At 45.5% G+C, this 23,572-nt stretch carries 24 protein-coding genes; 7 read left to right on the forward strand and 17 right to left on the reverse strand.

From position 1 onward, the window contains the following. Positions 1 to 14: 14 nt before the first annotated feature. The 8 genes from GLV98_RS10510 to dacB form a co-directional block, all read right to left on the reverse strand. Positions 15 to 1,352, reverse strand: a complete 1,338-nt coding sequence (locus GLV98_RS10510) for a lysine N(6)-hydroxylase/L-ornithine N(5)-oxygenase family protein (RefSeq protein WP_160914864.1) — start codon at positions 1,350 to 1,352, stop codon at positions 15 to 17. Continuing rightward, complete coding sequence (locus GLV98_RS10515; RefSeq protein WP_202410011.1) at positions 1,327 to 1,908, reverse strand: GNAT family N-acetyltransferase; 582 nt, start codon at positions 1,906 to 1,908, stop codon at positions 1,327 to 1,329. Before GLV98_RS10515 ends, GLV98_RS10510 begins: the two co-directional genes overlap by 26 nt. After that, entirely contained in the window at positions 1,898 to 3,652 is a 1,755-nt protein-coding gene (locus GLV98_RS10520) for an IucA/IucC family protein (RefSeq protein WP_160914865.1), read from the reverse strand. Before GLV98_RS10520 ends, GLV98_RS10515 begins: the two co-directional genes overlap by 11 nt. Further along, positions 3,649 to 5,157: a pyridoxal phosphate-dependent decarboxylase family protein gene (locus GLV98_RS10525; protein ID WP_160914867.1), complete on the reverse strand. Its 1,509-nt coding sequence runs from the start codon at positions 5,155 to 5,157 to the stop codon at positions 3,649 to 3,651. The genes GLV98_RS10520 and GLV98_RS10525 overlap by 4 nt, the downstream gene beginning before the upstream one ends. A 4-nt stretch (positions 5,158 to 5,161) precedes the next feature. Next, entirely contained in the window at positions 5,162 to 6,511 is a 1,350-nt protein-coding gene (locus GLV98_RS10530; protein ID WP_160914870.1) for an aspartate aminotransferase family protein, read from the reverse strand. 291 nt (positions 6,512 to 6,802) lie between these two features. Then, positions 6,803 to 7,750: an alpha/beta hydrolase gene (locus GLV98_RS10535; RefSeq protein WP_160914872.1), complete on the reverse strand. Its 948-nt coding sequence runs from the start codon at positions 7,748 to 7,750 to the stop codon at positions 6,803 to 6,805. Continuing rightward, positions 7,747 to 8,382: a GNAT family N-acetyltransferase gene (locus GLV98_RS10540; RefSeq protein ID WP_160914874.1), complete on the reverse strand. Its 636-nt coding sequence runs from the start codon at positions 8,380 to 8,382 to the stop codon at positions 7,747 to 7,749. The genes GLV98_RS10535 and GLV98_RS10540 overlap by 4 nt, the downstream gene beginning before the upstream one ends. A gap of 258 nt (positions 8,383 to 8,640) precedes the next feature. Then, positions 8,641 to 10,134: a D-alanyl-D-alanine carboxypeptidase/D-alanyl-D-alanine endopeptidase gene (gene dacB, locus GLV98_RS10545; protein WP_160915334.1), complete on the reverse strand. Its 1,494-nt coding sequence runs from the start codon at positions 10,132 to 10,134 to the stop codon at positions 8,641 to 8,643. Positions 10,135 to 10,465: 331 nt separating this feature from the next. On the opposite strand from dacB, the gene GLV98_RS10550 reads away from it, so the two are divergent. Further along, entirely contained in the window at positions 10,466 to 11,083 is a 618-nt protein-coding gene (locus tag GLV98_RS10550) for a hypothetical protein (protein ID WP_160914876.1), read from the forward strand. Positions 11,084 to 12,102: 1,019 nt separating this feature from the next. Continuing rightward, positions 12,103 to 13,689: a M4 family metallopeptidase gene (locus GLV98_RS10555; protein ID WP_160914878.1), complete on the forward strand. Its 1,587-nt coding sequence runs from the start codon at positions 12,103 to 12,105 to the stop codon at positions 13,687 to 13,689. Positions 13,690 to 13,777: 88 nt separating this feature from the next. On the opposite strand, the gene GLV98_RS10560 is transcribed toward GLV98_RS10555, so the two are convergent. The 4 genes from GLV98_RS10560 to GLV98_RS10575 form a co-directional block, all read right to left on the reverse strand. Further along, positions 13,778 to 14,290, reverse strand: a complete 513-nt coding sequence (locus GLV98_RS10560) for a GNAT family N-acetyltransferase (protein ID WP_160914880.1) — start codon at positions 14,288 to 14,290, stop codon at positions 13,778 to 13,780. A gap of 221 nt (positions 14,291 to 14,511) precedes the next feature. Then, positions 14,512 to 14,937: a metallothiol transferase FosB gene (gene fosB, locus GLV98_RS10565; protein WP_160914882.1), complete on the reverse strand. Its 426-nt coding sequence runs from the start codon at positions 14,935 to 14,937 to the stop codon at positions 14,512 to 14,514. 101 nt (positions 14,938 to 15,038) lie between these two features. Continuing rightward, positions 15,039 to 15,557, reverse strand: a complete 519-nt coding sequence (locus GLV98_RS10570) for a GNAT family N-acetyltransferase (RefSeq protein WP_160914884.1) — start codon at positions 15,555 to 15,557, stop codon at positions 15,039 to 15,041. Further along, positions 15,541 to 15,924: a VOC family protein gene (locus GLV98_RS10575; RefSeq protein ID WP_160914886.1), complete on the reverse strand. Its 384-nt coding sequence runs from the start codon at positions 15,922 to 15,924 to the stop codon at positions 15,541 to 15,543. The genes GLV98_RS10570 and GLV98_RS10575 overlap by 17 nt, the downstream gene beginning before the upstream one ends. 79 nt (positions 15,925 to 16,003) lie before the next feature. Here GLV98_RS10575 and GLV98_RS10580 point away from each other — a divergent pair, with 79 nt between their 5' ends. The 5 genes from GLV98_RS10580 (at position 16,004) to GLV98_RS10600 (ending at position 18,654) form a co-directional block, all read left to right on the forward strand. Next, complete coding sequence (locus GLV98_RS10580; protein ID WP_160914888.1) at positions 16,004 to 16,183, forward strand: hypothetical protein; 180 nt, start codon at positions 16,004 to 16,006, stop codon at positions 16,181 to 16,183. Positions 16,184 to 16,195: 12 nt separating this feature from the next. Beyond that, positions 16,196 to 16,381 carry a hypothetical protein gene (locus GLV98_RS10585; protein ID WP_160914890.1) on the forward strand — a complete coding sequence of 62 codons (186 nt, stop codon included), beginning with the start codon at positions 16,196 to 16,198 and terminating at the stop codon, positions 16,379 to 16,381. A 289-nt stretch (positions 16,382 to 16,670) separates the two neighbouring features. Beyond that, entirely contained in the window at positions 16,671 to 17,555 is an 885-nt protein-coding gene (gene cidR / locus GLV98_RS10590) for a cidABC operon transcriptional activator CidR (protein WP_160914892.1), read from the forward strand. A gap of 198 nt (positions 17,556 to 17,753) precedes the next feature. Beyond that, positions 17,754 to 18,308 carry an acyl-CoA thioesterase gene (locus tag GLV98_RS10595; protein ID WP_160914894.1) on the forward strand — a complete coding sequence of 185 codons (555 nt, stop codon included), beginning with the start codon at positions 17,754 to 17,756 and terminating at the stop codon, positions 18,306 to 18,308. Next, positions 18,283 to 18,654 (forward strand): hypothetical protein, encoded by a 372-nt coding sequence (locus GLV98_RS10600; RefSeq protein ID WP_160914896.1) that lies wholly within the window; start codon positions 18,283 to 18,285, stop codon positions 18,652 to 18,654. The genes GLV98_RS10595 and GLV98_RS10600 overlap by 26 nt, the downstream gene beginning before the upstream one ends. A 115-nt stretch (positions 18,655 to 18,769) precedes the next feature. Here GLV98_RS10600 and GLV98_RS10605 read toward each other — a convergent pair whose 3' ends face one another. From GLV98_RS10605 to GLV98_RS10625, 5 genes are all read right to left on the reverse strand, one after another. Further along, positions 18,770 to 19,153, reverse strand: coding sequence for a VOC family protein (locus tag GLV98_RS10605; protein ID WP_160914898.1), 384 nt, complete (start codon positions 19,151 to 19,153; stop codon positions 18,770 to 18,772). Between the two features lie 50 nt (positions 19,154 to 19,203). Next, positions 19,204 to 20,022: an MBL fold metallo-hydrolase gene (locus GLV98_RS10610; RefSeq protein WP_160914900.1), complete on the reverse strand. Its 819-nt coding sequence runs from the start codon at positions 20,020 to 20,022 to the stop codon at positions 19,204 to 19,206. Between the two features lie 147 nt (positions 20,023 to 20,169). Further along, complete coding sequence (rbsB, locus tag GLV98_RS10615; protein WP_160914902.1) at positions 20,170 to 21,108, reverse strand: ribose ABC transporter substrate-binding protein RbsB; 939 nt, start codon at positions 21,106 to 21,108, stop codon at positions 20,170 to 20,172. 10 nt (positions 21,109 to 21,118) lie between these two features. Next, complete coding sequence (gene rbsC / locus GLV98_RS10620) at positions 21,119 to 22,075, reverse strand: ribose ABC transporter permease RbsC (RefSeq protein ID WP_160914904.1); 957 nt, start codon at positions 22,073 to 22,075, stop codon at positions 21,119 to 21,121. Continuing rightward, a complete protein-coding gene (locus tag GLV98_RS10625; RefSeq protein ID WP_160914907.1) occupies positions 22,068 to 23,558 on the reverse strand; it encodes a sugar ABC transporter ATP-binding protein in 1,491 nt (496 codons plus the stop codon). The genes rbsC and GLV98_RS10625 overlap by 8 nt, the downstream gene beginning before the upstream one ends. Positions 23,559 to 23,572 lie beyond the last annotated feature (14 nt).

The raw sequence follows: 23,572 nt of genomic DNA on the forward strand, positions 1-23,572 counted from the left end.
CGATCCCCTCTTTCTTATGATTGGTGTTGTGTGACTAAATCCTTCTTCATTCCGAACGTTTGGAAGACGTTGTTTTGCTGTATTGAATAAACTTCTCTTTCTGCGATCCTGTTTATAATTACCGCATTGCGATGCGCGCCAAGACCAAGATCAGGGGCACCGACACCATGGGTATGAAGTTCGCCATTCTGGATGAAAATGTGTCCAACTGCCCTAAGATCTGTCTCCATGTCATAGCCTTTGTTCACGGCAAACCGGCCATGATCATCCCAGGTGATGCTGTCTTTTATGCTTGAGAAAAAGGCGGGCACACGAGGTTGATACCCTGTCCCTAAAATGACCACATCCGCTTCCATCTCAACCCGCTCCTCTGTGATCTTCTGATAACCTCTTAAACTCAAATGGTTTTCTTTAGCTTCGATGGACGTCACTTCGGTCATCGCCTGGAGGTGGATTGATGGATCAGCATTTCCGACCGTACGCTCATAAAGATGGTCATAAATAGCTGCGGTCGTTTCTGCACTGATGCCTTTGTAGAGAAGATCCTGCTTATGTAACAGCTGGTCTTTCTTCCATTGAGGCAGCTCATAGAAGAAATCGATATAATCGGGGGAGAAATACTCAAGCCCAAGCTTCGAGTACTCCATCGGAAAGAACCCTTGCGACCTTGTGTACCACTGGAGCGAACCGCCCGTTTCCTCCTGGTGCTTGGCTACATCCAGGAAAACTTCCGCCGCACTCTGCCCGGATCCAATCACTGCCACAGACTTGGATAAATCACACGATGGTTTCCGCTTCAAATATTCGGACGTATGAAAAACGGATTCGCCAAGCGAGTCTTGAAGCGCCTCCGGTACCCGTGGCTCTGTTCCAATCCCCATCACTATATGTTTGGCTGTGTAGGTGTGCTCCTCCCCTGTGGAGGAATCGTAAGCGGTCACTTGATAGAGTGTCTTTCCGCCGAGATCAGCGGTTTTCACATGGATGACTTCTTTCCCGAACCGCAGGCAGTCCACCCGGTCGCTCACCCAGCGGCAGTAATGATTGTATTCTTTTCTCGGAATGTGGAATTTCTCCAAAAAGTAAAAGTTGTACAAACGATTGTGTTCCTGCAGGTAATTCAAAAAGCTGTGCCTGTTGGTGACATCCGCCATGCTGACAAGGTCTGCGAAAAAAGGCACCTGCAGTGTCGTCCCTTCCATCAATAAATGAGGGTGCCACTGGAACTCTTCTTCTTTTTCTAAAAACAGCGCGGAGACATCATCAACCGTATCCAAGAGCGCGGCCATTCCTAAGTTGAACGGGCCGAGTCCGATGCCGATCACATCAAAAATTTGCTTTTCTGTATTCATCGTTCCACCTCGATTCAAATGCTTCTCTTTCGCAAAACATCAGCTGTGCCTTTTTATCCGGCAGCTGGATAGGAGCGATCGGAGTAAACCCGCACTTTTCAAAAATATGAATCATCTTGTCATTCCGAATATCCGGTTCGGCCACGACTTTCGTTGTCGCTTCGTGCTTAAATTGAAAGCTCACCATTGCTCTTAAAAGGGGCAGGGCAAAGCCTGAGCCGAGGTAATCTTTTTCCCCGATCAACAGATGGATGCCCTGGTCGAAAGTTTTTGGGGTGTACGAGTTCTCAATGACATCCCCTTTGACCCAGTAAGCTTCCCAATAGCTCATCACTTCCCCGTCGATCATGCCGAGGTAAAGTGTCTGATGCGTGTCGGAAAGGGCTTTCCGAAAATGTTTTTCAAACCGATCAAACGGAAGATTCAACTGCCAAAAAGGATGCACGTGTTCTTCATTCATCCACTTGTGAACCAATGCGACATCTTCCATTTGGGCATTTCGAAATGAGAGGGTGCGCTGGATGGTTTCATCATAAACTTCAAACTCAATGCTCATGGACGACTCCCACCTTTGCAGCAAGCGGGTTATCGACCGCTGTATAGACCGACTGTGCTTCCATCGGACCGACCAGTTCGTCCATATCATACAAACGAGTCAATAGATTGGCCTTACAAGGAAGCTCGCTTTCTTCCAAGAGCGTTTGCACAAACGAAGATGGAAGATGGTTCATCAACCGGTTCCGAAGAAGGTCAATCAATTTTTCTTCATTGACCAATCGACTGACACCGAATCCGTTGATCAGACCATACAAATGGTTGAAAAAGAAATAATAGCGAAGCCGTTCGTCAGCGACCTCATCCTCACAGATCGTATCGCTTTTGCTATTTAATGAAGGAAGCCATTCCACCAATTGATCAGCCTTGGAACGACTGAAATAGTAGCCTTGGTTATCCCTGTAATAGAACTTGGAAGGATACCCTTTTTCCATCCTTACAACCGAGTTCTGCTGATGGGCTTCAAGTGCAATACCGTGCGTGTGATGCAGCCAAAGAATAGGATCCATGCTGATCGACAAATATTGATCAAACCAATCGAGACTGACCTCTTCCACTGTCCGCCCTTCTTTCTCAGCAAGACCGCGGATGATGGCCGAAAGTCTGGACTGACCTCCGTATGCATGATCCTGGACGAGTCCTGCGATAAGACTCACCTGCTCGTCATCGTGGTAAAAAGGATTTTCCCTTAACGAAACCTCAAAGCCTGACGTTTCTTTTCTTAAAAGAAGATCGATCGACGCAGGATCCTTCATTATATGGAAGTTCGGATAATGATTTTTCATTTGCTCACCCAGCTCTGTATCGAGCAGACGTGAAACTTCCACTCCTCTGGCCAGTTCCTTCGGCTGGTTCGCTCTTAATGAGTTCGTAATTTTGACCGGCACAGAGAACTTGTACATAAACCGGGAAGATTCACTGTACAGAGTCCGGAACGAAGAAGTCGCCGTAAACCATTCTCCCGCTGGTCCAAGATGTCTAACTTCTCCTGAAGCCAGATGCCCTTGGACTTCCGTATCTTTTAAAACAACCGGCACTTGCAGGGGGTGCATAGGAAGTAGAAGTCGGCCTTGGTTCCACTCCTTTACAAGTGGTTCCGCCCCTTCTGTATCTTTAACGCCTTCAAAGATGATGCTGGATGCGGAACGGTCCAAACTGGAATCTTCTTCAATAAGATCCGGATTCACACTAAAATAGTGAAGCTGGAAGCGCCCTTTATATTCAGGGGAATACTGATGGTCTTCCACATCGGTCAGTCCTTGTTTACTTTTCGGTGTCGGATGCAACAAATGCCCGAACAGCAGCGACTGCTCCGCTTCGATAAATGTAAAGTCTTCGTCCATCAGCTGATGACGATCTTTGAACCTTGCAGCTACATAATCTTTCATTTTCTTGCAGCTGAGTAGCACACGGAGGATGAGTTCATCTTCCGCCCATTCCTGTCCATTGCCGATTAGCCATTCCTTCACAAGAAGAGTCGTCATTGTGACATAGTCCAGGGTATGGGATTCTTCGCTTCCCTCTGTTTGATAGGTCATCGGAAAGTCAAACAAGTGCCTCCCAGTTAGCGACCAATAGTTCACAGGTGCATGGATAACCAGATTCTGTCGGACCAAAGGGATGAACAGCACTTTTCCATCGCCTTCGCCAGCATTCATCCATTCATAGTTGCCTGTTTCTCTTAAGTAGCAATTCAAAAAGCTTTGCATCGTTGCCTTTTCGGCGATTTCTTTTGCTTTATTCAATGAGGTGTCCCTCCTAATATCTGTTTCGCTGTATGTTCAATCTCCTCAATCACGGCCAAAACATCTTCCTCCGTCGTACGTGGATTCAAGAGTGTAAATTTCAAATAGGTTTCTCCTCGGACCGATGTTTTCGCAATCACGGCCTTTCCTTCGTGAAAAAGCTTTTGCTGGATTTTCCGGTTCAAACCGCTCACATCCGAGCTTTCTTCCGACTGGTACTGAAATACGACAGCCGAAAGTTCAGGAGATGGATTTTCTACAAAGAAACGGTGTCGATGCTCCAGTTCCTCTGCAGCAAAACGCGCGACTTCCATTGTTTGATCGACCATACTCCCTAATAACCGCGTTCCGAGGACTTTCAAGGTCAAGAGAACTTTCAGTGCATCAAACCTGCGCGTCGTCTGGACGCTTTTATTTACAAGGTTCAAAATGCCCTCTTCTTCATCTTCTAAAGGATTCAAGTAGTCGGCATGGTGCGATAACAACCGCAGGTGCTTCTGGTCTTTGACGGCAAACATCCCACAGCTGATCGGCTGATACAGCCATTTATGGAAATCGAGTGTCACCGAATCCGCACGGTTGATTCCTGCAAGCTTATCTATGTGCTTTTCACTAAGCAGAAGTCCCGCCCCGTAGGCCGCGTCCACATGAAGCCAAAGGCCTTTTTCTTCACAAAAATCTGCCAAACCTTCAAGAGGATCGATGCTTCCGTAATCCGTCGTCCCACAGGTGCTGACAATCGCATAAGGCAGAAGCCCTTCCTGCTCCAATTGGGCAACGGTACGACTGACCTCATCCAGCTCCATCTGATGGTCCTCGTTGACGGGGACGGGAACGACCGCCTGCTCGCCAAGACCGAGCTGCGAAACGGATTTTGTCACAGAAAAGTGAGCTTCCTCCGAACAAAGCACCCTCATCTTTTTGAACGCTCCCGGCAGTCCATCTTTTTGAACGATATGCCCCCATTTCGATAAACAAAATTCATCACGCGCAAGCAGCATTCCCATGTAGTTAGACTGTGTCCCGCCACTTGTGAACACGCCGTCTCCCCGCTCGGAAAAACCTATCAAATCCGACCAGTAACGGATCATTGCTTCCTCCACATAAGTCGCCGCAGGGCTTTGATCCCATGAATCCATCGATTGGTTCAACGACGATATGATCAGTTCTGCCAACACGCCTGGTAAAACGGGAGGACAGTGTAAATGGGCCATACTTCTTTCGTGCGAAACGTGGAGGCTGTTTTTCAGAACCGGCCCTTTGATTTCCCGAAGGACTTCATGAAGGGACTGTGGATCTTCTGAGAGATCCAGCATTCCGTTAAGCTCTTGTTGAATGTCCTGAACGGTCTTTCCTTGAAATGGCTGATCCATCTCCTGAAAAACATCCGCCAGTGTATCAACCACGAGTTCGACATGGTTCCGGAAATGCTCCTCGCCCTCTTCCCCGTATGGAAGAAAAAACGAATCGAATGCGGTAGCCGCTCGTTTAGTCGTCGTTCCCATACAATCACTCCGCAACAGCAGCAGCGACAGATTCGTTGAAGATGGAAATAACGGTATCGACCTGCTCCTCTGTAATGATAAGTGGTGGCAGGAATCGGAGCACAGATCCATGACGCCCTCCACTCTCAAGAATCAACCCACGGTCAAAACAGGCTTTTTGAATCCGGCTCGTCAAATCAGGATCTGCTGGATAACTGCCATCCTTGCCTGCTTGACCAGATGGATTGACGATTTCCACCCCAAGCATCAAGCCACGGCCGCGGACGTCCCCAAGCTGCGGATAATCCTTTTGCAGTTCGCATAAGGCTTGAAAAATCTTCCCGCCCATTTCTTTTGCATGGGTAGCCAGCTTGTGCTCTTTCATGTATTGGAGGGTGGCTGTTCCTGCAGCCATCGCCATCTGATTTCCACGGAAGGTCCCAATATGAGCACCGGGTTCCCATGCATCAAGATCACGATCATAAACGACAACCGATAACGGAAGACTGCCGCCAATTGCTTTAGAAAGCACAAAAGCATCCGGCACAATGCCCGCATGTTCGAATGAGAACATCTCTCCTGTCCGGCCGATCCCTGTTTGGACTTCATCGATGATCAGTGGAATGCCACGTTCTTGGGTGATCCGGCGCATTTCCTTCAACCACTCAATGGGAGCTGGAATAGAACCTCCTTCACCCTGGACGGTTTCAAAGATCATCGCTGCCGGAGGAAGAATGCCGCTTTCTGGATCGTCCAGCAATCGTTCAATGTATGTAGCACTCAGCTCTGCTCCTTCTGTTCCTCCCTTTCCAAAAGGACAACGATAATCATAAGGGTATGGAAGGAAGTGTGTATCCGGCATCAGTCCCTGTACTCGCTTCTTAGGTCCGAGGTTTCCGCTGATCGCCATCGTTCCGTGGGTCGCTCCGTGATAACCGCCCTGGAAGGTCAGTATGCTTTGTCTACCCGTTGCTGTTTTGGCAAGCTTCAACGCTGCTTCAATCGCATCTCCCCCGGTCGGTCCGCAAAATTGAACCTTCGCACGATCGCGAAACCCTTCCGGAAGACTGGAGAAAAGCTCATCCACAAATTGTTCTTTCACTTCTGTCGTAAGGTCGAGCGTATGTAATGGAAGTTTATCGTGAAGCACTTTTTCCATCGCTTCAATGACAACCGGATGGTTATGCCCTAAAGCAAGCGTCCCCGCTCCGGCCAGGCAGTCGATGTACCGGTTCCCCTCCATATCTGTGATGTAGACCCCTTCTGCTTCCTTAATCGCTAAGGGAAAACGACGCGGGTAAGACCGGGCATTCGATTCCCGTTGATTTTGTTGATTCAATAATTCTTGATTGGATTTCTTTATATGAACACTCATGTGATTCCACTCCTTTTCGTTTGCTCAATGGCTTACCGCTATACTATTTGATAATGATTATCAATGTCAACACTAATTGAAAACCATTATCATTATCAATTAGGTGCTTATCCTTTGATATAGAGCGGTTTTTCATGAAGAATCGAGGCCATTATTTTTCTGATAATTAAGGAATTCGTCATGAATACAAACAGGCGGTTTTAACTACAAAAAACCCTTTTTCTAGTATTTTCTTCCCCTGTGTAAAAATGGTTAAAAAAAGTCCACCTTCGTGAAAGAAGGTGGAGCACGTTATTCAGCCAGCATCTCTTTTAGTGTCCCCGTCACTTTCTCCAGGGCTTCTGCAGAACGGTCGACGACCCCTGCCATATTGATAAAACTGTGCACGAGATCTTCAAAGTGGAGAAGATTTACAGACACACCCGAGGCATGGAGCCGGTCAGCATAAGTAAAAGCTTCTTCCCTAAGAGGATCGTATTCCGCGGTAACCATCAAAGTAGACGGTAACTTGGCCAGATTTCGGGCTCGTAACGGCGAGACGAACATGTCCTGCCCATCTTTCTCCTTTTCTAAATAATGCTGGAAGAACCATTTCATTTTTTCATTCGTCAGGTTGTATGTATAATCCGCCTTATACGATTCCGTATCGAAGTTGTAGTCCAACACAGGGGTGATCAGAAATTGATGGGAAATCTCGATCTTCTCAACGTCCCTGAAATAAATTGCGGCGGCAGCAGCCAGGTTGCCGCCAGAGCTTTCCCCTCCTACGGCCAGTCGATTGAGGTCAATGTTCCATTGGTCAGCCTCATTGGATACCCATGTGATCGCATCCAAAGCATCGTGGAAAGCTGCCGGGTACTTATGTTCAGGCGCCAGGCGGTAATCGACAGAGATCACAACGGTTTGCGCATGACGGGAAAAATACCGGCACACGTTGTCGGAACTGTCCACATCCCCAAACACCCAGCCGCCGCCGTGAAAATAAACAAGGACAGGAAATGGTCCTTCTCCATCAGGTGTATAGATTTTCACCGGGACTTCATTCCCTGATCTACCCTGAAAAGAAGAGTCAACCACGGCCACTCCGTCGACAGGCAGATCTTGAAAATATTCTCTGGCCACTTTGTAGTACTCTCTGGATTGTTCAGGGGTTAACTGGTCCAGGGGTGGATGTTCAAGCTCATTCATCCGATCCCCAATGGTTTGGAGTAAGCAAAGGACTTTTGCATCTACTTTCATACGACCAGCTCACTTTTGGACGTTTCCATCCTTGTCAATGTCCGGATCTCAACATCATTGTCCCGCAATGATTTTTCAAATGCTTCTTTTGCTCCCACAATTAAAGTCGCTTGTTTTCCATGCAGATCAATGCGGCCCAGATTTTCTCCTCCGACCTTTTTCAAAATTGGAATCACAATCCGGTTGCGCCGGTCGGGTTCTCCGATAATTCTTTTCGCCTGGTACCGTTCAAACAAGAAATAAATCATCGCACGAACGAGGGATAAACCGTCATCCAAATTCAAGAACGGACGAGGGCCGATTAAGAGATGCATGCCTAAATCACCGTTCTGATCATCGTAATAGTCTTTGATCGGATCCTTTTCAATCGCATACGCAATCAGATAACAAACAGGCTCTCCATTGTATGTACCGATATAGCCATCCTTATGTTCAGCTTCTATGGACTTCCGTACCCATGAACGCAGCTCTTCCATCGGGAGATTCAGCTTCCAAAATGGTGAAATATGTTTTTGATGCATCCAGTCATGCAGCAGCTCCACGTCTTTTTCTTCCAAGGGTCGAAAAGTGAAAGTATCTTCCTTCGCTCCCTCTTTCATTTTTAGTTCTGTCTTATTGATTGTCTGACTCATATCTTACCTCCTAAATCAATTGATAACGATTTTCATTATCATTAGTTGATGATTATAAAGAAAGGTGGAAGAAAGAGCAACAGACCTTTAGACCTAAAGGTCACTGATATCAGAAGTCTAGAAGTAGAAGGATTTTCCATTCGCTTCCCTTGAAAAGAAAGGCTCCCCGGCTCACATGCACCACATGTCCGTTTTCATCCCACCTACCTAAATAAACGTAAAAAAGGACTTCCTCACACTGAGAAAGTCCCCCTCTTGTTATTCTTCACTGTTCTGTTCATACTCAGCCAGCGTTACAGCAATTTCATCTTCAATATCCTTTACAGAACCAAGATAATTGTTCAACACAATCGAAAAGATCAACTCTTCTCCACCGGCTGACGTCACATATCCTGATAGCGATGTGACTCCCGTCAAGGAGCCTGTTTTAGCCCGCACGTTATCTTCAGCAGCGGTGTCATTCATGCGGTAACGAAGCGTACCGCCAACAAAACGTTCCCCATTGCCTGCGACCGGAAGTGAGTTCCAATATGCAGGGAACCACTCTTTCTCTTTTACTTGGTACAAAAGGTTGGAAATCTCATTGGCCGGAACCATGTTCACATGAGACATCCCTGACCCGTCACGAAGCCGCATCGTATCCGCATCAACGCCGCTGTCATTCAAGAAATCTTCCACAACCTCCAACCCTTTATCCCAGCTTCCTTCATCATGGACCACTTTCCCCATCTCTTTGAGCAGCACTTCCGCATGGCCGTTGTTACTGATTTTCATGAACGGGATAAACAATTTTTCAAGAGGGATGGATTCCTTTGATAGCACCACTTCTGCAGCTTCCGGCGTTTGACCGTCTACAACCTCTTTGCCTTTCACTTTTATCCCCTCATTTTCTAAAACTTTGTGAAAGAGGTTTAGCGCGAGACCCGTCGGTTCGGAAACCGCAATCCATGACCTTGAACGGCTTCCATCAACGGGGATCGTTCCTTCTATGACAATTTGATTGGTCTCATGTTTCCGCTTAATGGAAATGTCTTTTGATTGGTCGGAAGGTACAGTTGTGGTCTGATTTACGATTTCTACATAATCGTTCTCAGGCGTGACCTTAATTTCTGCCGGCTCCCCGATCGTATCAGACGGATAAGCTGCTACAATGACCGTACCCGCATCATAATCCTCATTGGGAGAAACCGTCAGTGCAGATATTTGAGCACCCGTATAGTTGGTTTCATCGTTCCAGGCAATATCTTCAGATAAACGAATATCATCATACCACGTATCATCTGCTACAAGATCACCTTTCACTTCCCGGATCCCTTTCTCTTTCAACGAGCGGGCCATTGTAACGAAGTCCTTTTTCATCAACGTCGGATCGCCTTTTCCTTTGATATACAAATCTCCATGAAGTTTTTTTCCTTTGATGTCCCCGTCAGCAAGGATTTCTGTCGTAAAGGTATAATCCGGTCCAAGAACTTCCATCGCTGCAGCTCCCGTCAGCAACTTCATGTTCGAGGCAGGCTTCAACCGAATATCCGCATCATGTTCGTAGATTACTTCCCCTGTCTCTGCTGAACGAATACTCACTCCGGCAAGAGCGCCATCAAGATCTTCATCCATTAAAATCGTGCGGATTTCATTACCAAGGTCGTCGTTTTCTGCCTTTACCCCCGGGTTCTCATACGTTTGATAAGGGGTCAGGATTATAAACGAAGCCATCATCAAAAAGACCATTTGTTTCCAACGAAACGGGTTCATCATTATGTATATTCCTCCTTGAAAATTATGGATAATTCTAACCTTAGCAAAAATGACAGAAAATTATAACTATTAATTCGGATAAGAATGAAAACAGTGCCATAGTCGCAGTCTTTAATACTTAACCCATTTTTATACCGTTTTTGCCCTCATCCTTTCATTTCTAAAAAGGTGAGGTGTTAGCAAAACTTGTAATGTGGGGGTCCATATCCTTAAAAAGTGAAAAGCCTAATGAATGAAATAGGCGAATTCACCAATTCCCAAGAAACGATAGGCGAAGATTTCGGAATTGAATAGGATGAATAGATGTATTCAAGGGAGGCGAACGTTTATGTATCAAATGAATTCTTTACCACCATATTTTCACCAGCGTCAGCAAGGGGCCATGATCTGCTTTCCACAAGGGCAGGGAGCTCAGATGCAGGGCGGCATGCAAGGAACGATTAAAGGAGAAGACGGTGAGGAAATGACCGTCACCTGTTATCCTTTATATCCTCAGGCCGGGGCGCAGAATGGTACGGGGAATCAAGAGAATGGAACCAGTAATGGAGAATCCGGTAGTGAGGGAAATGGAAGCGGTGAAAGTGGCGGAATGCAGCAAATGCCTCAGATTCCGTCCCAGGGACAGAGCGGGAGCGGGAGCGGGAATGGCAATGGAATGATGCCGGGCTTTCCTTTTCCCGGGCAAAATGGGAGTGGAACGATGCCGGGATTCCCTATGCCGGGCCAGAACGGAAATGGAGCAACCCCGGGATTCCCTATGCCAGGGCAAAATGGTGGAGGGAGCGGAAGTGGGATGATGCCAGGTTTTCCTCAACCAGGTGGCAGCCAAGGAGGCATGCCAGGCGGTGGAATGATGCCGGGACTTCCAGGGATGGGAGGTCAATCACGCGAATATCTAGAACCAGCACCCTGGAGCTATCAAGATTCCCATCATTACTACAAATAGAAAACTTAGTGCCTGCCCGGGAGCGACTCACAGAAAGGCAGGCACACTCCTTTTCATTCAAAATGTATTCCTGCACATGAATAGTAAGCAGTACTAAAATAAGCATGCAGAAGAAGAAATAAATCCTGTTCTAGAAAATAAATGTTCCGAAAATTCCATGCCTAAAATTACAGTAACGAAATCGAAAAGAAGTCCTCGATTGACTTAAATAAAGGTGTCTCCTAATAATTAATTTTTAAAATATTGTAAATTCGACATTTTTTACTTAACGCACAAAGAATTAGAGAGTAAAATTCTAAGTAGATTCTGGATTTGATGAAAATGATAGAAAGGAAGAGACCCTAAAGTGACTACCAAAAACATTTACGACCGGTTGAATAATGAGAAAATTGTGGGTATGTACTATAAGGTTTTAACGGAAATCTTTAATGGTACTTTATCGGAGGTGATGTTCAACGAAGTAGACTTATTAGAAACCATTGCTGCAAAAAGAGGGATACACCTCTCCTATTACAGGTTCAAAGAACATTTAAATAGGCCTTCCCAGTTAATTTTACTTATTAGATTTCGTTGATACTAGGAAGCCCAAGTCTCCATTACCTATCACTTATAAGAGGTATAAAGGATAAAGCAAGTAAAAGCTCAGGAAAGAATCTCCGTTTCTTCACCTTCCGTTCCTTATTAATTATATTTCACCTTCCTCCCGAACCACTTCTCCTCTCAAAACACTTCTGGGCCAACCATTCATCTCTACATAAGAAAATTCAGCGATCACTTAGCACCTTCATTCGTCAAACTCTGTACTGTATTAAAAATAAAAACTGCAAGGCAGCTATTTAATGGCGCAAAAGACACGCTACATACATGCTACAGTCCTACTTTTCAACCAAATATACAGAATTCCCAAGTCTCTTGGTTTAGGTTCATTTAAGCACCTATTTTCCCCCCTTTATATCCCAAACATGAATTCAGAATATTATGTTACATTGGATTTGTGTTCAAAATACAGGAGGGATTCGATGAACTGGAAACACACAGTGGCAACATTTGTTTTAGGTACGAGCTTGGTGACTGGCGGAACCATGGCTCACGCAGAGGTTGGAAATAATGGAAACGGGAAAGCAGAAAATCCTATTTTCATGAAAGACAACCTGCAAGGGAAAAAGGTCAAGTCCGAAAAGGGAGTCAAAGAGTTCTTCAAACAAAACGAAGCACTCTCCCAACTCAACCCAAATAGTGACTTGAAATTGTTGAAAACTGAAACAGATGAACTTGGGATGACGCACTATACATACCAAAGAGTCATTGGTCAGGTTCCCGTAGCGAATGCTAAAGTAGGCGTCCATACTAACCAGGAGGGCCAAGTAACAGCTGTGAACGGGGAGTTACATAAAGATGCTCCAAAAAAAATAAAACAAACGAAAGAAATTAAAAAGAAAGAAGCGCTGGATTTGGCTTGGGATCAAATTGATGTCTCCCGTGCAGACGCGGACCATGTCCAGAAGAGTTTGAAAGGTGAAGACTTCCAAACGTTGACGGAGAACTCCGATCTCGTCGTTCATTATGAAGATGGCACATACACACTTGCTTATCATGTTGAACTGCAATTCTCCAAACCATACCCTGCCAACTGGCAGATCTATATCAACGCTGAAAATGGAGAGGTCCTTAAATCTATGAACCTTGTTCATGAAGCGACGGGAACAGGCACAGGTGTTTTAGGAGATACGAAGTCTTTGAATACTTATTTCTATAACAATACGTATTATCTTTTTGATACGTCCAAACCGATGAGTGGCGTCATTGAAACGTTTGATAACTATGGTGGCGAGTATTACAGCCTGCCTGGGTCTTATGTTACAGACTCCGGTAACACCTTTTACAGCGAGCGCCAAAAGGCTGCAGTCGATGCTCATTACTATGCAGGAGAAGTCTTTGACTATTACTATGATCAATTCGGTCGTGTGAGTTATGACGACCAGGGAGCAGACATCCGTTCTACCGTTCACTACGGCAGCAATTACAACAATGCAGCTTGGACTGGGAATCAAATGATTTATGGAGATGGTGATGGTTCCACATTCACATACCTATCTGGCGCAGATGATGTGGTTGCTCACGAATTGACACACGCCGTAACCGATACGACAGCCGAATTGGTTTATGAAAATCAATCCGGTGCACTGAACGAGTCCTTCTCTGACGTGTTTGGATATTTCGTAGATTCAGAGGATTGGTTGATGGGTGAAGATGTTTACACACCAGGGCAGCCGGGAGATGCTTTGCGCTCCATGTCCAACCCGAACGCTTACGATCAGCCTGATCATATGAATGAATACCAGAATCTGCCGAACACAGAAGCCGGCGACTGGGGCGGGGTACACATTAACAGCGGAATCCCAAACAAAGCGGCTTATTATACAATCAACAGTTTAGGCATTGCGCAATCAGAGCAGATCTACTACCGGGCGTTGACGGTTTATCTGACACCAAGCAGCACCTTTACCAATGCTAGACAAGCCTTAGAACAGTCTGCTTTGGACCTTTACGGTACAACCGCTGCAAATGCAGTATCTCAAGCATGGGATAATGTAGGAGTGTATTAAAGTTTGTTAATTAAAAAGTAAAAGAGAATACTCACAGCCAAGCGTCTAAGGAATTCCTTAGACGCTTTTTATGTGCGAACTATTCCGTCTATTCCATCACCCATGCATACTTTACAAACTTCACTGTTTCTCCATGCATGATAAAATCATCGTCACTTGTTTCCAACTTCTTAAAACCATTTTTCTCAAGGACTTTTTGAGAAGCAACGTTATGATCGGTTGTCATGGCCAACACTTTTGTGAAACCATTTTCCTTCATATTTTCCAGCAACATACGCAACGCTTTGTTTGCAATCCCTTGTCCCGTGTGTTTCCCCCCCACTCTATATCCTAAAAACCCTAAGTGTCGGGATTCGTCGACGTCTACGAAATTTATTCTCCCTAAGATTTCGCCAGTCGTCTTCTTGATCAGATAGAAATAAGATAACCCTTGTTTCTGTTCATCTAATAATTTCTTATGATTCATCATGAAAGTATCAAAGTCATAATATTCATCTCCACGACTGGGTACCATCTTTTCAAAATACCATCGGTTCTCACACTCAAAATCAAATAATTCTTCTGCATCTTCATATCTTAATTTTTCAATTGTAATTTCCATTTCATTCTCCTTGATTCCTAGTAACTATTGAAATGGTAAGGAGTTGGGCCCTCGATGAATAAACGATGAACCTTACCTACGCAAAGGCATTTTGCTTGTTTTCACATGAGGTTTACTTTCCTTCTGTCCTCTAGTTAACAATTTTTGAATCTTAAAAAGTTGATGATAAATCCCTAATAACACACCCAAAACAGCCACTATCAACCATATGTTCCCTACTCTCATGAATCATAAAAAGTCATATGGGGGTTCGCTTCTTTGTAATAGTCGATACGATCTTCCCTTGTCCCTGTGTGAAATTCAAATTTATGACCGTCAGGATCTGTAAAATAAATGGACCGTTTATCTCTCTTCTCACGTTCACGCCCCGGTAGGATATTCACACCCAGGCGGACAAGTTCTTCATAGGCGTCATCAAAGTCACGTTCTTTTATCGTGAAAGCGGTATGGGTATAGGAAGCGGATCTGTCATGTCTGGGGATGTCCTTCTCTTCATTTAATGCCAGCCACATGCCCTTCAAGTCAAAGTAGGCGGTCGTCTTTCCCCTTACCAATAACTCGGCTCCAAAAACTTTTTCATAGAAAGTGATGGATGTATCTAAGTCAGATACTGAGAACAGAAAGTGGTTGAGACCCTGGATTTCCATAGCAGCACCTCCTTCTTCTAAAGTATTGGACCAGCGCGCAGACGTTACCCTTTCAAGTTTCCTTTACCTTTTTCCACGCTTCTATAAAGGCTCGAACGCTTTCATACCTTGCTTCTCATATAAATCCAAACGTCTCTTCCATTCATAACTACGGACTTCTCTTTTTCCATACCGATTTTTTCGGCTACTCGTTGAGAAGCGATATTCCCGGACTGGATTACAGAAATCAATCGTTCCCGCTCCCTCTTTCCATGTTTCAAAAGAATGGCAGCCGCCTCCGTCGCATACCCACAGCCCCAGTATTCCCTGTATATCCAGTAGCCGACCTCAAGCTCTGTTTTTCCGTCAATGGATTGAGGAACAAGTCCTGCATGCCCGATTTTCACCCCATCTGCCTTACGGACGAGAATTTGCAGACCATGATGTTGCGAAGCTTCATATGTACGGTAGATCCACTGCAAAAACTCTTCGGCTCCCTTCTCACTTTTCACCTTTCCATCTCCAATAAATCTTACCGTTTCCGGATCCGTCAGCATGGATACTAGAAAAGGAAAATCGTCATCCTTATACTTTCGAAAGAATAACCTTTTTGTCTCCAACCGCTCACATGATCGATTCATAGATTTCCAGAAGGTTACTGTCGGGATCTCTGAAATGAGCGACCTTAATTCCCCAGTCCTTCTGCTCCACAGGTTCCGTAATGAATGTTACTCTGTCCTTCCATGCCTGATATGTCTCTTCCACATCATTCACTTTAAAAACCAGCGCAGCCCTGTCCTCTCTAGCTTCACTCTTTCCATACACATCCCCAAGTGCTTCCACCATCTGCTTACGTTCAAAGACGCCTAATGTCACCCCTTCGAATGTAAAGTCGGCATAGTTTGAATGCTCATCTCCCCAGGTCACTTCAAAACCGAGCGTATCCCGGTAAAAATAAAAACAAGTTTGGTAGTCATCTACGAGTAAACGTACATGTGTCAATTTCACAACCATCACCCTTTCTTCATGTTTTCTGTTTGATAAATAAGGTAATAAAAGGAAGTAAATCTTTCATGGAGCTGATCAAATGACCCGAAGTCAACAAATCATCCTTGGACTCGCTCTAGGATTCGCCCTCTTCTTAGGTTTCTTGCTGGGATTGTCTGTTTCTGATCAATGGATCATCGTCATCCTCATTGCTCTTGGATGTGGATTCATTACCCGTTTCGTGCTGCAGTGGTTTTTCAAAAGGCGAAGTCATGGGTAAGGAGGTATTCATATGTGGCGAAGACTGCAATGGGGATTCATTACAGCTTTAGGATTTATCATCGTTTCATTGCTTTTCGGATATTTCGTCGTTGGAGACATTAATTTGAGCCTTATAATAGGACTGACTGTAGGCGGTTTTTTTTCCGGGATTACTTACCTTAATCCTCCTCCAAAGAAATGGCGGAAAGATGTTTGAGCTTTCAATAGAATGAATTCCTTTTTATAGTTTCATAGTATAGGAATTCCATTTAAACGTCCACGTCACTCCTGAGGGGCGTACCTTTTAATGTTGGGTTAGCCAACATTAAAAGGTACATTTCTCCACTTTCCAACACCACGATTATTTATCTACCACCTTAGAACACCTAAGTGAGGCACTGATCCGCTCAGCAGTCCTTCGAAATAATTTTCCCATTGATAAGATGCCCCCATCTCTTTATGATTGTACATAGCTCAATCGATACATAACCAAAGGAGTTTTCACGATGGACATCCGCCATTTGCAATACTTCATCGAAGTTGCACGTTTCCAAAGCTTCACCAAAGCAGCAGAACACTTATTTATCTCCCAGCCTACCATCAGCAAAATGATCAAGAACCTGGAAGAGGATCTTGGTGTTGAATTGTTCGAACGTACACGAAAAAAAGTCATCCTGACCGATGCCGGGCGGCTGATCCTTATGCAGGCGAAAACCATTGATAAAGCATTCGAAAACCTCAATACTCAGCTCAACGATTTGCTGGGGTTGAAAAAAGGCCATATTCGAGTAGGTCTCCCCCCGATTATGGACGCCGAACAGATCATCAACATTATCGGAGGCTTTCATGCCAGGCACCCGCACATTACCTATCAACTCGTAGAGGATGGCGCGAAAAGAATCGAAGAGAATATCCTGCAGGAGGAACTGGATGTCGGCATCACCGTGTTGCCGACGCAGGAGGACAAATTTGACCACTTCTTTCTTTTAAGTGAAGAGCTTGAGGTCATCCTCCCTCCTGCCCACCCGTTAGCCGGAAGAAAGCAGATTCGGTTGGAAGAGCTCAAAGACGATTCCTTCATCCTATTCAGTAAAGACTTCGTGTTAAACGACCGGATCACCTCCTCCTGCAAAGAAGCCGGGTTTATACCAAAAGTCATCTCCGAGAGCTCGCAGTGGGATTTTATCGGCAAAATGATCGCTTCCAATCTGGGCATTTCCATCCTGCCTAAAAGCGTCGCCCGTCTGCTTACTCAAGATGTAAAGCGACTCAAGGTCATCCAGCCAACCATTGCATGGGAACTCGCCATTATTTGGCCGAAAACCCAGTACATATCGTATGCCACGAAAGAATGGCTTACTTATACGCAGGATCGATTGAGTATAGAATAAAGGCGGACCAGCTTCCTAATGAAGCTGGTCTTTTTCATGCATGAAATCAATCTATGAAAACACTTCCATTGATAAAAGCTATACAACTCATGACGATTTGCTATTTCACTTATAAAGACATCGCTCGTACACTGAAATTATCAACAAACACAAAGACAGTCTTGATGTTGAAAAAAACATAAAACAGGAGGCAGACTTATGGAAGCGAAACGCACCAAAGAAAGTTTAGTCATCAATACAGATCAAGTGATGATCAACGATTTAAACAATTACAACACATTGTTCGGCGGGGTCCTCATGAAAAAGTTGGACAATAATGCCACATTATCCGCGAGGCGCCATGCACGCGTGAAAGAATGTGTCACCGCATCGACCGACTCTATTGACTTCCTCCATCCGATTCACCAAACCGATTCGGTGTGCGTAGAATCATTTGTCTCCTATACCGGAAACAAATCGATGGAGATCTTCTGTAAAGTCATCGCTGAAGACATGATCACCGGTCACCGCCGTATGGCCGCGACAGCTTTTTTAACCTTTGTCGCTCTCGATGAAAACAAAAAAGCAGTCAAAGTCCCCAGCGTAATTCCAGAGACGGATGAAGAGAAATTCCTCTACCAATCCGGGGAAGAACGTGCGAAAACAAGACGAATTCGCCGGGAACACAGTGCCCAGCTCACGGATATTATTGGACTTGAAAAACCATGGGAAAAAGGAGCGAATCCACATGTTGAAGTTAGCCAGTTTGGATGAATTGTACGAAGCCAAAAAAGGGTTAGAAGAAGTCAGCCGCCGCTACCCCGAGGTCTATGAAACGTTAACTCATGTGGTCAGCTTCACTCGGCAGCTCCAAATTAAATATGGCTACATGGGGGCCATGTTGATGGAAGAAGAATTGAACACCAAGCATCCATCCTTCATCAAAGGGTCGATCCTCTCTGTTTATAAGAAAGAAGTGGACAAGCTGAAAAACCACGGAGATTTCCCTGTCGTCAAAAACGTGTTAAACCAACACAGAGAAGTGGGAGATGCGAAACTCTTTCTATTAATACTGGGAGCTAAACCGGAGCTGTTAAAAGGGTCCACATTCATTAAATAAGCAACGCAGATATCTTTTGCCTCTCAAGCCCCGTTCATCTTAAACAGCAACTGGACGGGGCTTAGGCCCTTGGTAGTATAAAACTGCACAACCTTAGTTAAGTGGATACCGTTTGTTATGTACGATAAGATGCACTCTTCGCATTGACTTCCCCTAATTCAATGCGGTTTCCATCCGGATCAAGTAAAACCGCGATCGTCCCCCAGTCAAATACACGCTGCTCTTCTAAAAAGTGAATGCCGCGTTCCTTTAGGTGATGGACTTCTTTACTGAGACCTTTCACATCGAAACGAAGGACGGTCGGATTATGAATCCTCGTTTTCTCCCCCAGTTGAGCCACTCCGCCCTTTTCGACCATAAGATAACCAATAGGAAGGTCGAAACAGACAAGCATTTCTTGACGCCTTCTTACAGGCAATTGTAAGCGGTTCTGATAAAAGCTTACACACTGTTCAAAACGCTCCACAAACAAAATCAATCCGAATTCATCAACGTTCATACTAGTAAACTCCCTTTCATCTCAAACGATTGAAACCTGCCGAACACTTTTTACGTCGTAAATAATGTGCCTTGAATGGCACGAATATAGCGTTCAGCTGAATCTCGGACCACTTCATCCGCCCTCGTTTTTACGATGTTATGAAAAGCATTATAAATGCGTTCGAAAGCAAGACCATTGACTTTCTCTGCTATTTCCGCGACTTTTGCCGCCGGGAGGGGAATCAAGTTCGGATAGCTGTACATAAAGCTCACCCATTGGTTATCTGTAACGACCTGGATGATATCTCCGGTCATCAGCAATCCTTCCGCACCCTTTTCGATGTGCAGGACCGCTCCCCCTTTGAAGTGTCCACCTAAACGATGAAGAGAGAGATTTTCTGAAAGTTTCATAGATTCTCCGTTCCAGAAGTGAAGGGCCGAGCTTTCTTCCATGACCCATTCCTCGTCATCCTCGTGTAGGTACACGGGAGCATCAAACGTTTCTGCCCAATCGGTCATCCTTGAATAGTAGTGCGGATGAGAAATGGCGATCGCATCAATGCCGCCAAGATCGCGAATGACATCCACCGTCTCTTGATCAAGGTATGTGATGCAGTCCCAAAGCACATTCAGTCCATCTTTTTGGATCAGGTAGGCGGTTTGTCCGATTCCTAATTTAGGTGTGGTGGTAATGCTGTACAATCCTTTTTCCTCTTCCCTAATGATGTTTTGATAACGTTTTGTCTGAACCAAGTCTTCATGTGTTGTCCATGTCTGTCCCTCCGGGCTTACATACTGCCTTTCTTCACTGCATATCTCACATCGATCTGGTACTTCTTCACTTTCTGAATACTGAACGCCACAGGTCTGGCAAATATACTTCTCCATGAATCTTCCTCCTTGGATTGCTCCGCTTTTGTTCTATCTTCAGCTTAGCTGGAAAATGAGAAAGAGAGCACCTGCCATGGATGGAATAATTTCTACAACTTTCGGAGTATAAAAAAAGAGACTCATCACGAGTCTCTCTTCTCATCTTTATTCTTCTGTTTCCAAATCCGACTCCTGCGTGACGAGCTTTAATGGTACCGGAATCGTATCTTCAACTTCCTCACCTTGCAACACATCGGCACCGGCCTGAACGGCAAGCTTGCCAATTTCCTCTGGCTGCTGAGCAACAGTAGCCGAAAGATTTCCATTCTGAATACTAATGATCGCATCATCGTTCCCGTCAAATCCGACGACAAGAACATCCCGACCTGAACTTTGAATGGCCTGATAGGCTCCGAGCGCCATTTCATCATTGTGAGCGAAAACAGCTTCAATGTCCGGATTTCCCTGGATGATGTTTTCCATCGTATTCAATCCTTCCGTCCGGTCAAAGTTCGCCGTTTGCTTGGCTACAACGTCCAGTTTTTCATCAGCAATGTTGTGGAAACCAGCGCCGCGTTCTCGTGTCGCGGATGCGCCGGGGACACCTTCAAGTTCAGCTACTTTGGCACCTTCACCAAGCTGCTCAACCAAATACTCCCCTGCCATTTCGCCGCCTTTTTCGTTATCTGAGCTGACCAATGTCGCGACTTCCCCTTTTTCTGCCGAACGGTCAAGCGTCACGACCGGAATGCCTAAGCTGTTGGCTGACTGAACGGCCGTCGAAATAGCCGAAGAATCGGTAGGGTTGATCAGCAATACATCGACGCCTTGCTGGATCAAATCCTCCACGTCATTGATTTGTTTAGCTGCATCATTTTGCGCGTCTACGACTACGACTTCCATCCCTTGAGCCGCGGCCTCATTTTCTACCCCTTCTTTCATAGAAACGAAGAATGGGTTATTCAACGTAGATACGGACAGGCCGATTTTAATGTCATCCGGATTTTTATCCCCTTTCGGTTTCGCCCATTCCGGTGGCTGCAGCGAGCAGGCACCAAGGAATACCAGGGATAAACTCATCAGTAATACAACTAGCTTTTTCATGTTACCCCTCCTATGCTGCTTTCTTTCGATCGATGAGTACGGCGATGATGATGACGACACCTTTGACCACCATTTGGAAAAAGGACGACACGCCGAGAAGGTTCAAACCGTTGTTCAACGTTCCGATAATCAGGGCACCAATCAATGTCCCGATAATCAAACCACGTCCGCCGGAAAGGCTTGTCCCGCCAAGAACAACAGCAGCGATCGCATCAAGTTCATACGAGGTACCCGCTGTCGGCTGCGCGGAGTTCAACCGTGATGTAAGAATAGCTCCGGCAAGCGCTGAAAGCAGTCCTGCGAGTGAGTAGACCATCACTTTGATCCGAGAGACTTTGATACCTGAGATAAGGGCAGCCTTCTCGTTTCCTCCGATGGCATACGTTTTACGGCCGAATGGAGTTTTATGCAAAATCACCCACAGGACAGCAAAGGCAAGCAGCATCGTAATTGCTGGAACCGGAATCCCAAGGAAATATCCTCTTCCGAACAATTGGAAAGCATAGCTGTCGCCAAGCCCGGTAATCGGGTTCCCATCTGTATAAACAAGTGTCAGTCCGCGGAACATCGTCATCGTTGCAAGTGTCGCGATGAACGGAGCCATTTTCCCTTTGGTAATAAGAAGACCGTTAACCGCTCCCATGAGTGCTCCAAGCAAACATCCAATCAATATCGCTAAAATCGGATCCACACCTGAGACCATCATTCCGGCCATCAAGGCGCTGGATAAGGCGAGAATCGATCCGACGGATAAATCGATGCCCCCGGTTAAGATGACGAATGTCATTCCATAGGCAATCAGAGCATTGATCGCGACTTGTCTTAATAGATTCAATAAGTTCAAGGGTTCAAGAAAACTAGGGTTAATAATGGAAACTGTCGCCATCAATACAAGTAAACCAACGAATGGTCCTAACTTCTGCATCACGTTTCCGACATGATTCGTTTTTTTGATTGCATTAATCATTGACTGTACCTCCTGTTGCCAGTGTCATAATTTTTTCCTGATCGGCTTCCTCTTTGGATAGTTCTCCAGCAATCGTTCCTTCATGGACGACGAGCACCCGATCACTCATTCCCAATACTTCCGGTAGCTCAGAAGAAACCATGATGATGGCTACTCCTCTGTCTGTAAGTTCGTTCATCAGTTGATAAATCTCCCGTTTCGCACCAACATCGACACCCCGGGTCGGCTCATCCAAAATGAGAACTTTCGGACCTATCCCGATCCATTTGGCAATGACAACCTTTTGCTGGTTTCCACCGGACAAGTTCTTGGCTTCTGTTTTGGCCGATTCGGTTTTTATCGTCAGCCTTTTGATGAGCATATCGACAAATTCACGCTCGCGTTTTTCTCCGATAAGACCTTTGTCTGTAAAACTGTACAAACTCGGAAGCGCGATGTTGTCCTGAATCGGGAAATCAAGAACGAGCCCTTCTTCTTTTCGGTTTTCCGTAATGAAACCGAGGCCAAGCTTGACCGCCTGACTCGGGCTTTTCACCGTCACTTTTTCTCCATTGATGAAAATGTCGCCCTGATACTTCCCATCCAAACCGAAGATGGTGCGCATGATTTCCGTACGCCCTGCACCCATTAATCCGGCCACACCGACGATTTCACCTGAACGGGCACGAAAGCTAACATTCTCGAAGAGGCCTTTCCTCGTAAGATTTTTCACTTCCAACACAGCTTCTCCAGGCTTCGCTTCTCTCGCAGGAAAACGATCGGTCAGTTCACGGCCAACCATCTTTCGGACGACATCATCAAAATTTGTTTCAGGGATCGGTGTGGTATCCACCGTCTGCCCATCACGCATGACTGTAATCGTATCGCAGATCGTGAAGATCTCCTCCATCCGGTGAGAGATGTAAACGATGGATACGCCGGACTTTTTCAAGGAGCGAATGACTTCAAAAAGTTTCTCTATTTCCCTGTCTGTCAAAGCGGCTGTCGGCTCGTCCATGATGATGACTTTGGCATCTGTCATGAGCGCTTTAGCAATCTCGATCATCTGCTGTTCACCGACCGAACACTGGCCCGTTTCTTTGTGGAGTGGAATCGAAATGGATAGCTTCTCAAACTGCTCATTCGCAATCGCTTTCATTTTATTCGTTTGAATGAGACCAAAATGTGTAACCGGTTCCTTATTGATGAATAAATTTTCCAGCACCGTCATATCCGGCCATACATTCAACTCCTGATGGATGAAAGCAATGCCGAATTCTTCCGCTTCCTTTGGGTTGGCGAACGTTTTTGCTTTCCCATCGATTTCGATTGTACCTTCGTCCTTCTTATGAAGCCCTGTCAGGATATTCATGAGCGTAGATTTACCTGCTCCGTTTTCGCCCATCAGGGCATGAACTTCTCCGTCTTTTATGTGTATATCAACGCCTTCAAGGACTTTATTCTTACCGAAAGCTTTATGAATCTCGTTCATACGGATTTCCATGATTGCTCACCTCT

The sequence above is a fragment of the Halobacillus litoralis genome (assembly GCF_009856415.1).
Lineage (GTDB): Bacteria > Bacillota > Bacilli > Bacillales > Halobacillaceae > Halobacillus > Halobacillus litoralis_C.

Excerpts from the sequence above, each read along its gene's own strand:
- GLV98_RS10510 (WP_160914864.1), bottom strand. The coding sequence starts at position 1,352 with ATGAATACAGAAAAGCAAATTTTTGATGTGATCGGCATCGGACTCGGC.
- GLV98_RS10515 (WP_202410011.1), bottom strand. The coding sequence starts at position 1,908 with ATGAGCATTGAGTTTGAAGTTTATGATGAAACCATCCAGCGCACCCTC.
- GLV98_RS10525 (WP_160914867.1), bottom strand. The coding sequence starts at position 5,157 with ATGGGAACGACGACTAAACGAGCGGCTACCGCATTCGATTCGTTTTTT.
- GLV98_RS10530 (WP_160914870.1), bottom strand. The coding sequence starts at position 6,511 with ATGAGTGTTCATATAAAGAAATCCAATCAAGAATTATTGAATCAACAA.
- GLV98_RS10535 (WP_160914872.1), bottom strand. The coding sequence starts at position 7,750 with ATGAAAGTAGATGCAAAAGTCCTTTGCTTACTCCAAACCATTGGGGAT.
- GLV98_RS10540 (WP_160914874.1), bottom strand. The coding sequence starts at position 8,382 with ATGAGTCAGACAATCAATAAGACAGAACTAAAAATGAAAGAGGGAGCG.
- dacB (WP_160915334.1), bottom strand. The coding sequence starts at position 10,134 with ATGAACCCGTTTCGTTGGAAACAAATGGTCTTTTTGATGATGGCTTCG.
- GLV98_RS10550 (WP_160914876.1), top strand. The coding sequence starts at position 10,466 with ATGTATCAAATGAATTCTTTACCACCATATTTTCACCAGCGTCAGCAA.
- GLV98_RS10555 (WP_160914878.1), top strand. The coding sequence starts at position 12,103 with ATGAACTGGAAACACACAGTGGCAACATTTGTTTTAGGTACGAGCTTG.
- GLV98_RS10560 (WP_160914880.1), bottom strand. The coding sequence starts at position 14,290 with ATGGAAATTACAATTGAAAAATTAAGATATGAAGATGCAGAAGAATTA.
- fosB (WP_160914882.1), bottom strand. The coding sequence starts at position 14,937 with ATGGAAATCCAGGGTCTCAACCACTTTCTGTTCTCAGTATCTGACTTA.
- GLV98_RS10570 (WP_160914884.1), bottom strand. The coding sequence starts at position 15,557 with ATGAATCGATCATGTGAGCGGTTGGAGACAAAAAGGTTATTCTTTCGA.
- GLV98_RS10580 (WP_160914888.1), top strand. The coding sequence starts at position 16,004 with ATGACCCGAAGTCAACAAATCATCCTTGGACTCGCTCTAGGATTCGCC.
- GLV98_RS10585 (WP_160914890.1), top strand. The coding sequence starts at position 16,196 with ATGTGGCGAAGACTGCAATGGGGATTCATTACAGCTTTAGGATTTATC.
- cidR (WP_160914892.1), top strand. The coding sequence starts at position 16,671 with ATGGACATCCGCCATTTGCAATACTTCATCGAAGTTGCACGTTTCCAA.
- GLV98_RS10595 (WP_160914894.1), top strand. The coding sequence starts at position 17,754 with ATGGAAGCGAAACGCACCAAAGAAAGTTTAGTCATCAATACAGATCAA.
- GLV98_RS10600 (WP_160914896.1), top strand. The coding sequence starts at position 18,283 with ATGTTGAAGTTAGCCAGTTTGGATGAATTGTACGAAGCCAAAAAAGGG.
- GLV98_RS10605 (WP_160914898.1), bottom strand. The coding sequence starts at position 19,153 with ATGAACGTTGATGAATTCGGATTGATTTTGTTTGTGGAGCGTTTTGAA.
- GLV98_RS10610 (WP_160914900.1), bottom strand. The coding sequence starts at position 20,022 with ATGGAGAAGTATATTTGCCAGACCTGTGGCGTTCAGTATTCAGAAAGT.
- rbsB (WP_160914902.1), bottom strand. The coding sequence starts at position 21,108 with ATGAAAAAGCTAGTTGTATTACTGATGAGTTTATCCCTGGTATTCCTT.
- rbsC (WP_160914904.1), bottom strand. The coding sequence starts at position 22,075 with ATGATTAATGCAATCAAAAAAACGAATCATGTCGGAAACGTGATGCAG.
- GLV98_RS10625 (WP_160914907.1), bottom strand. The coding sequence starts at position 23,558 with ATGGAAATCCGTATGAACGAGATTCATAAAGCTTTCGGTAAGAATAAA.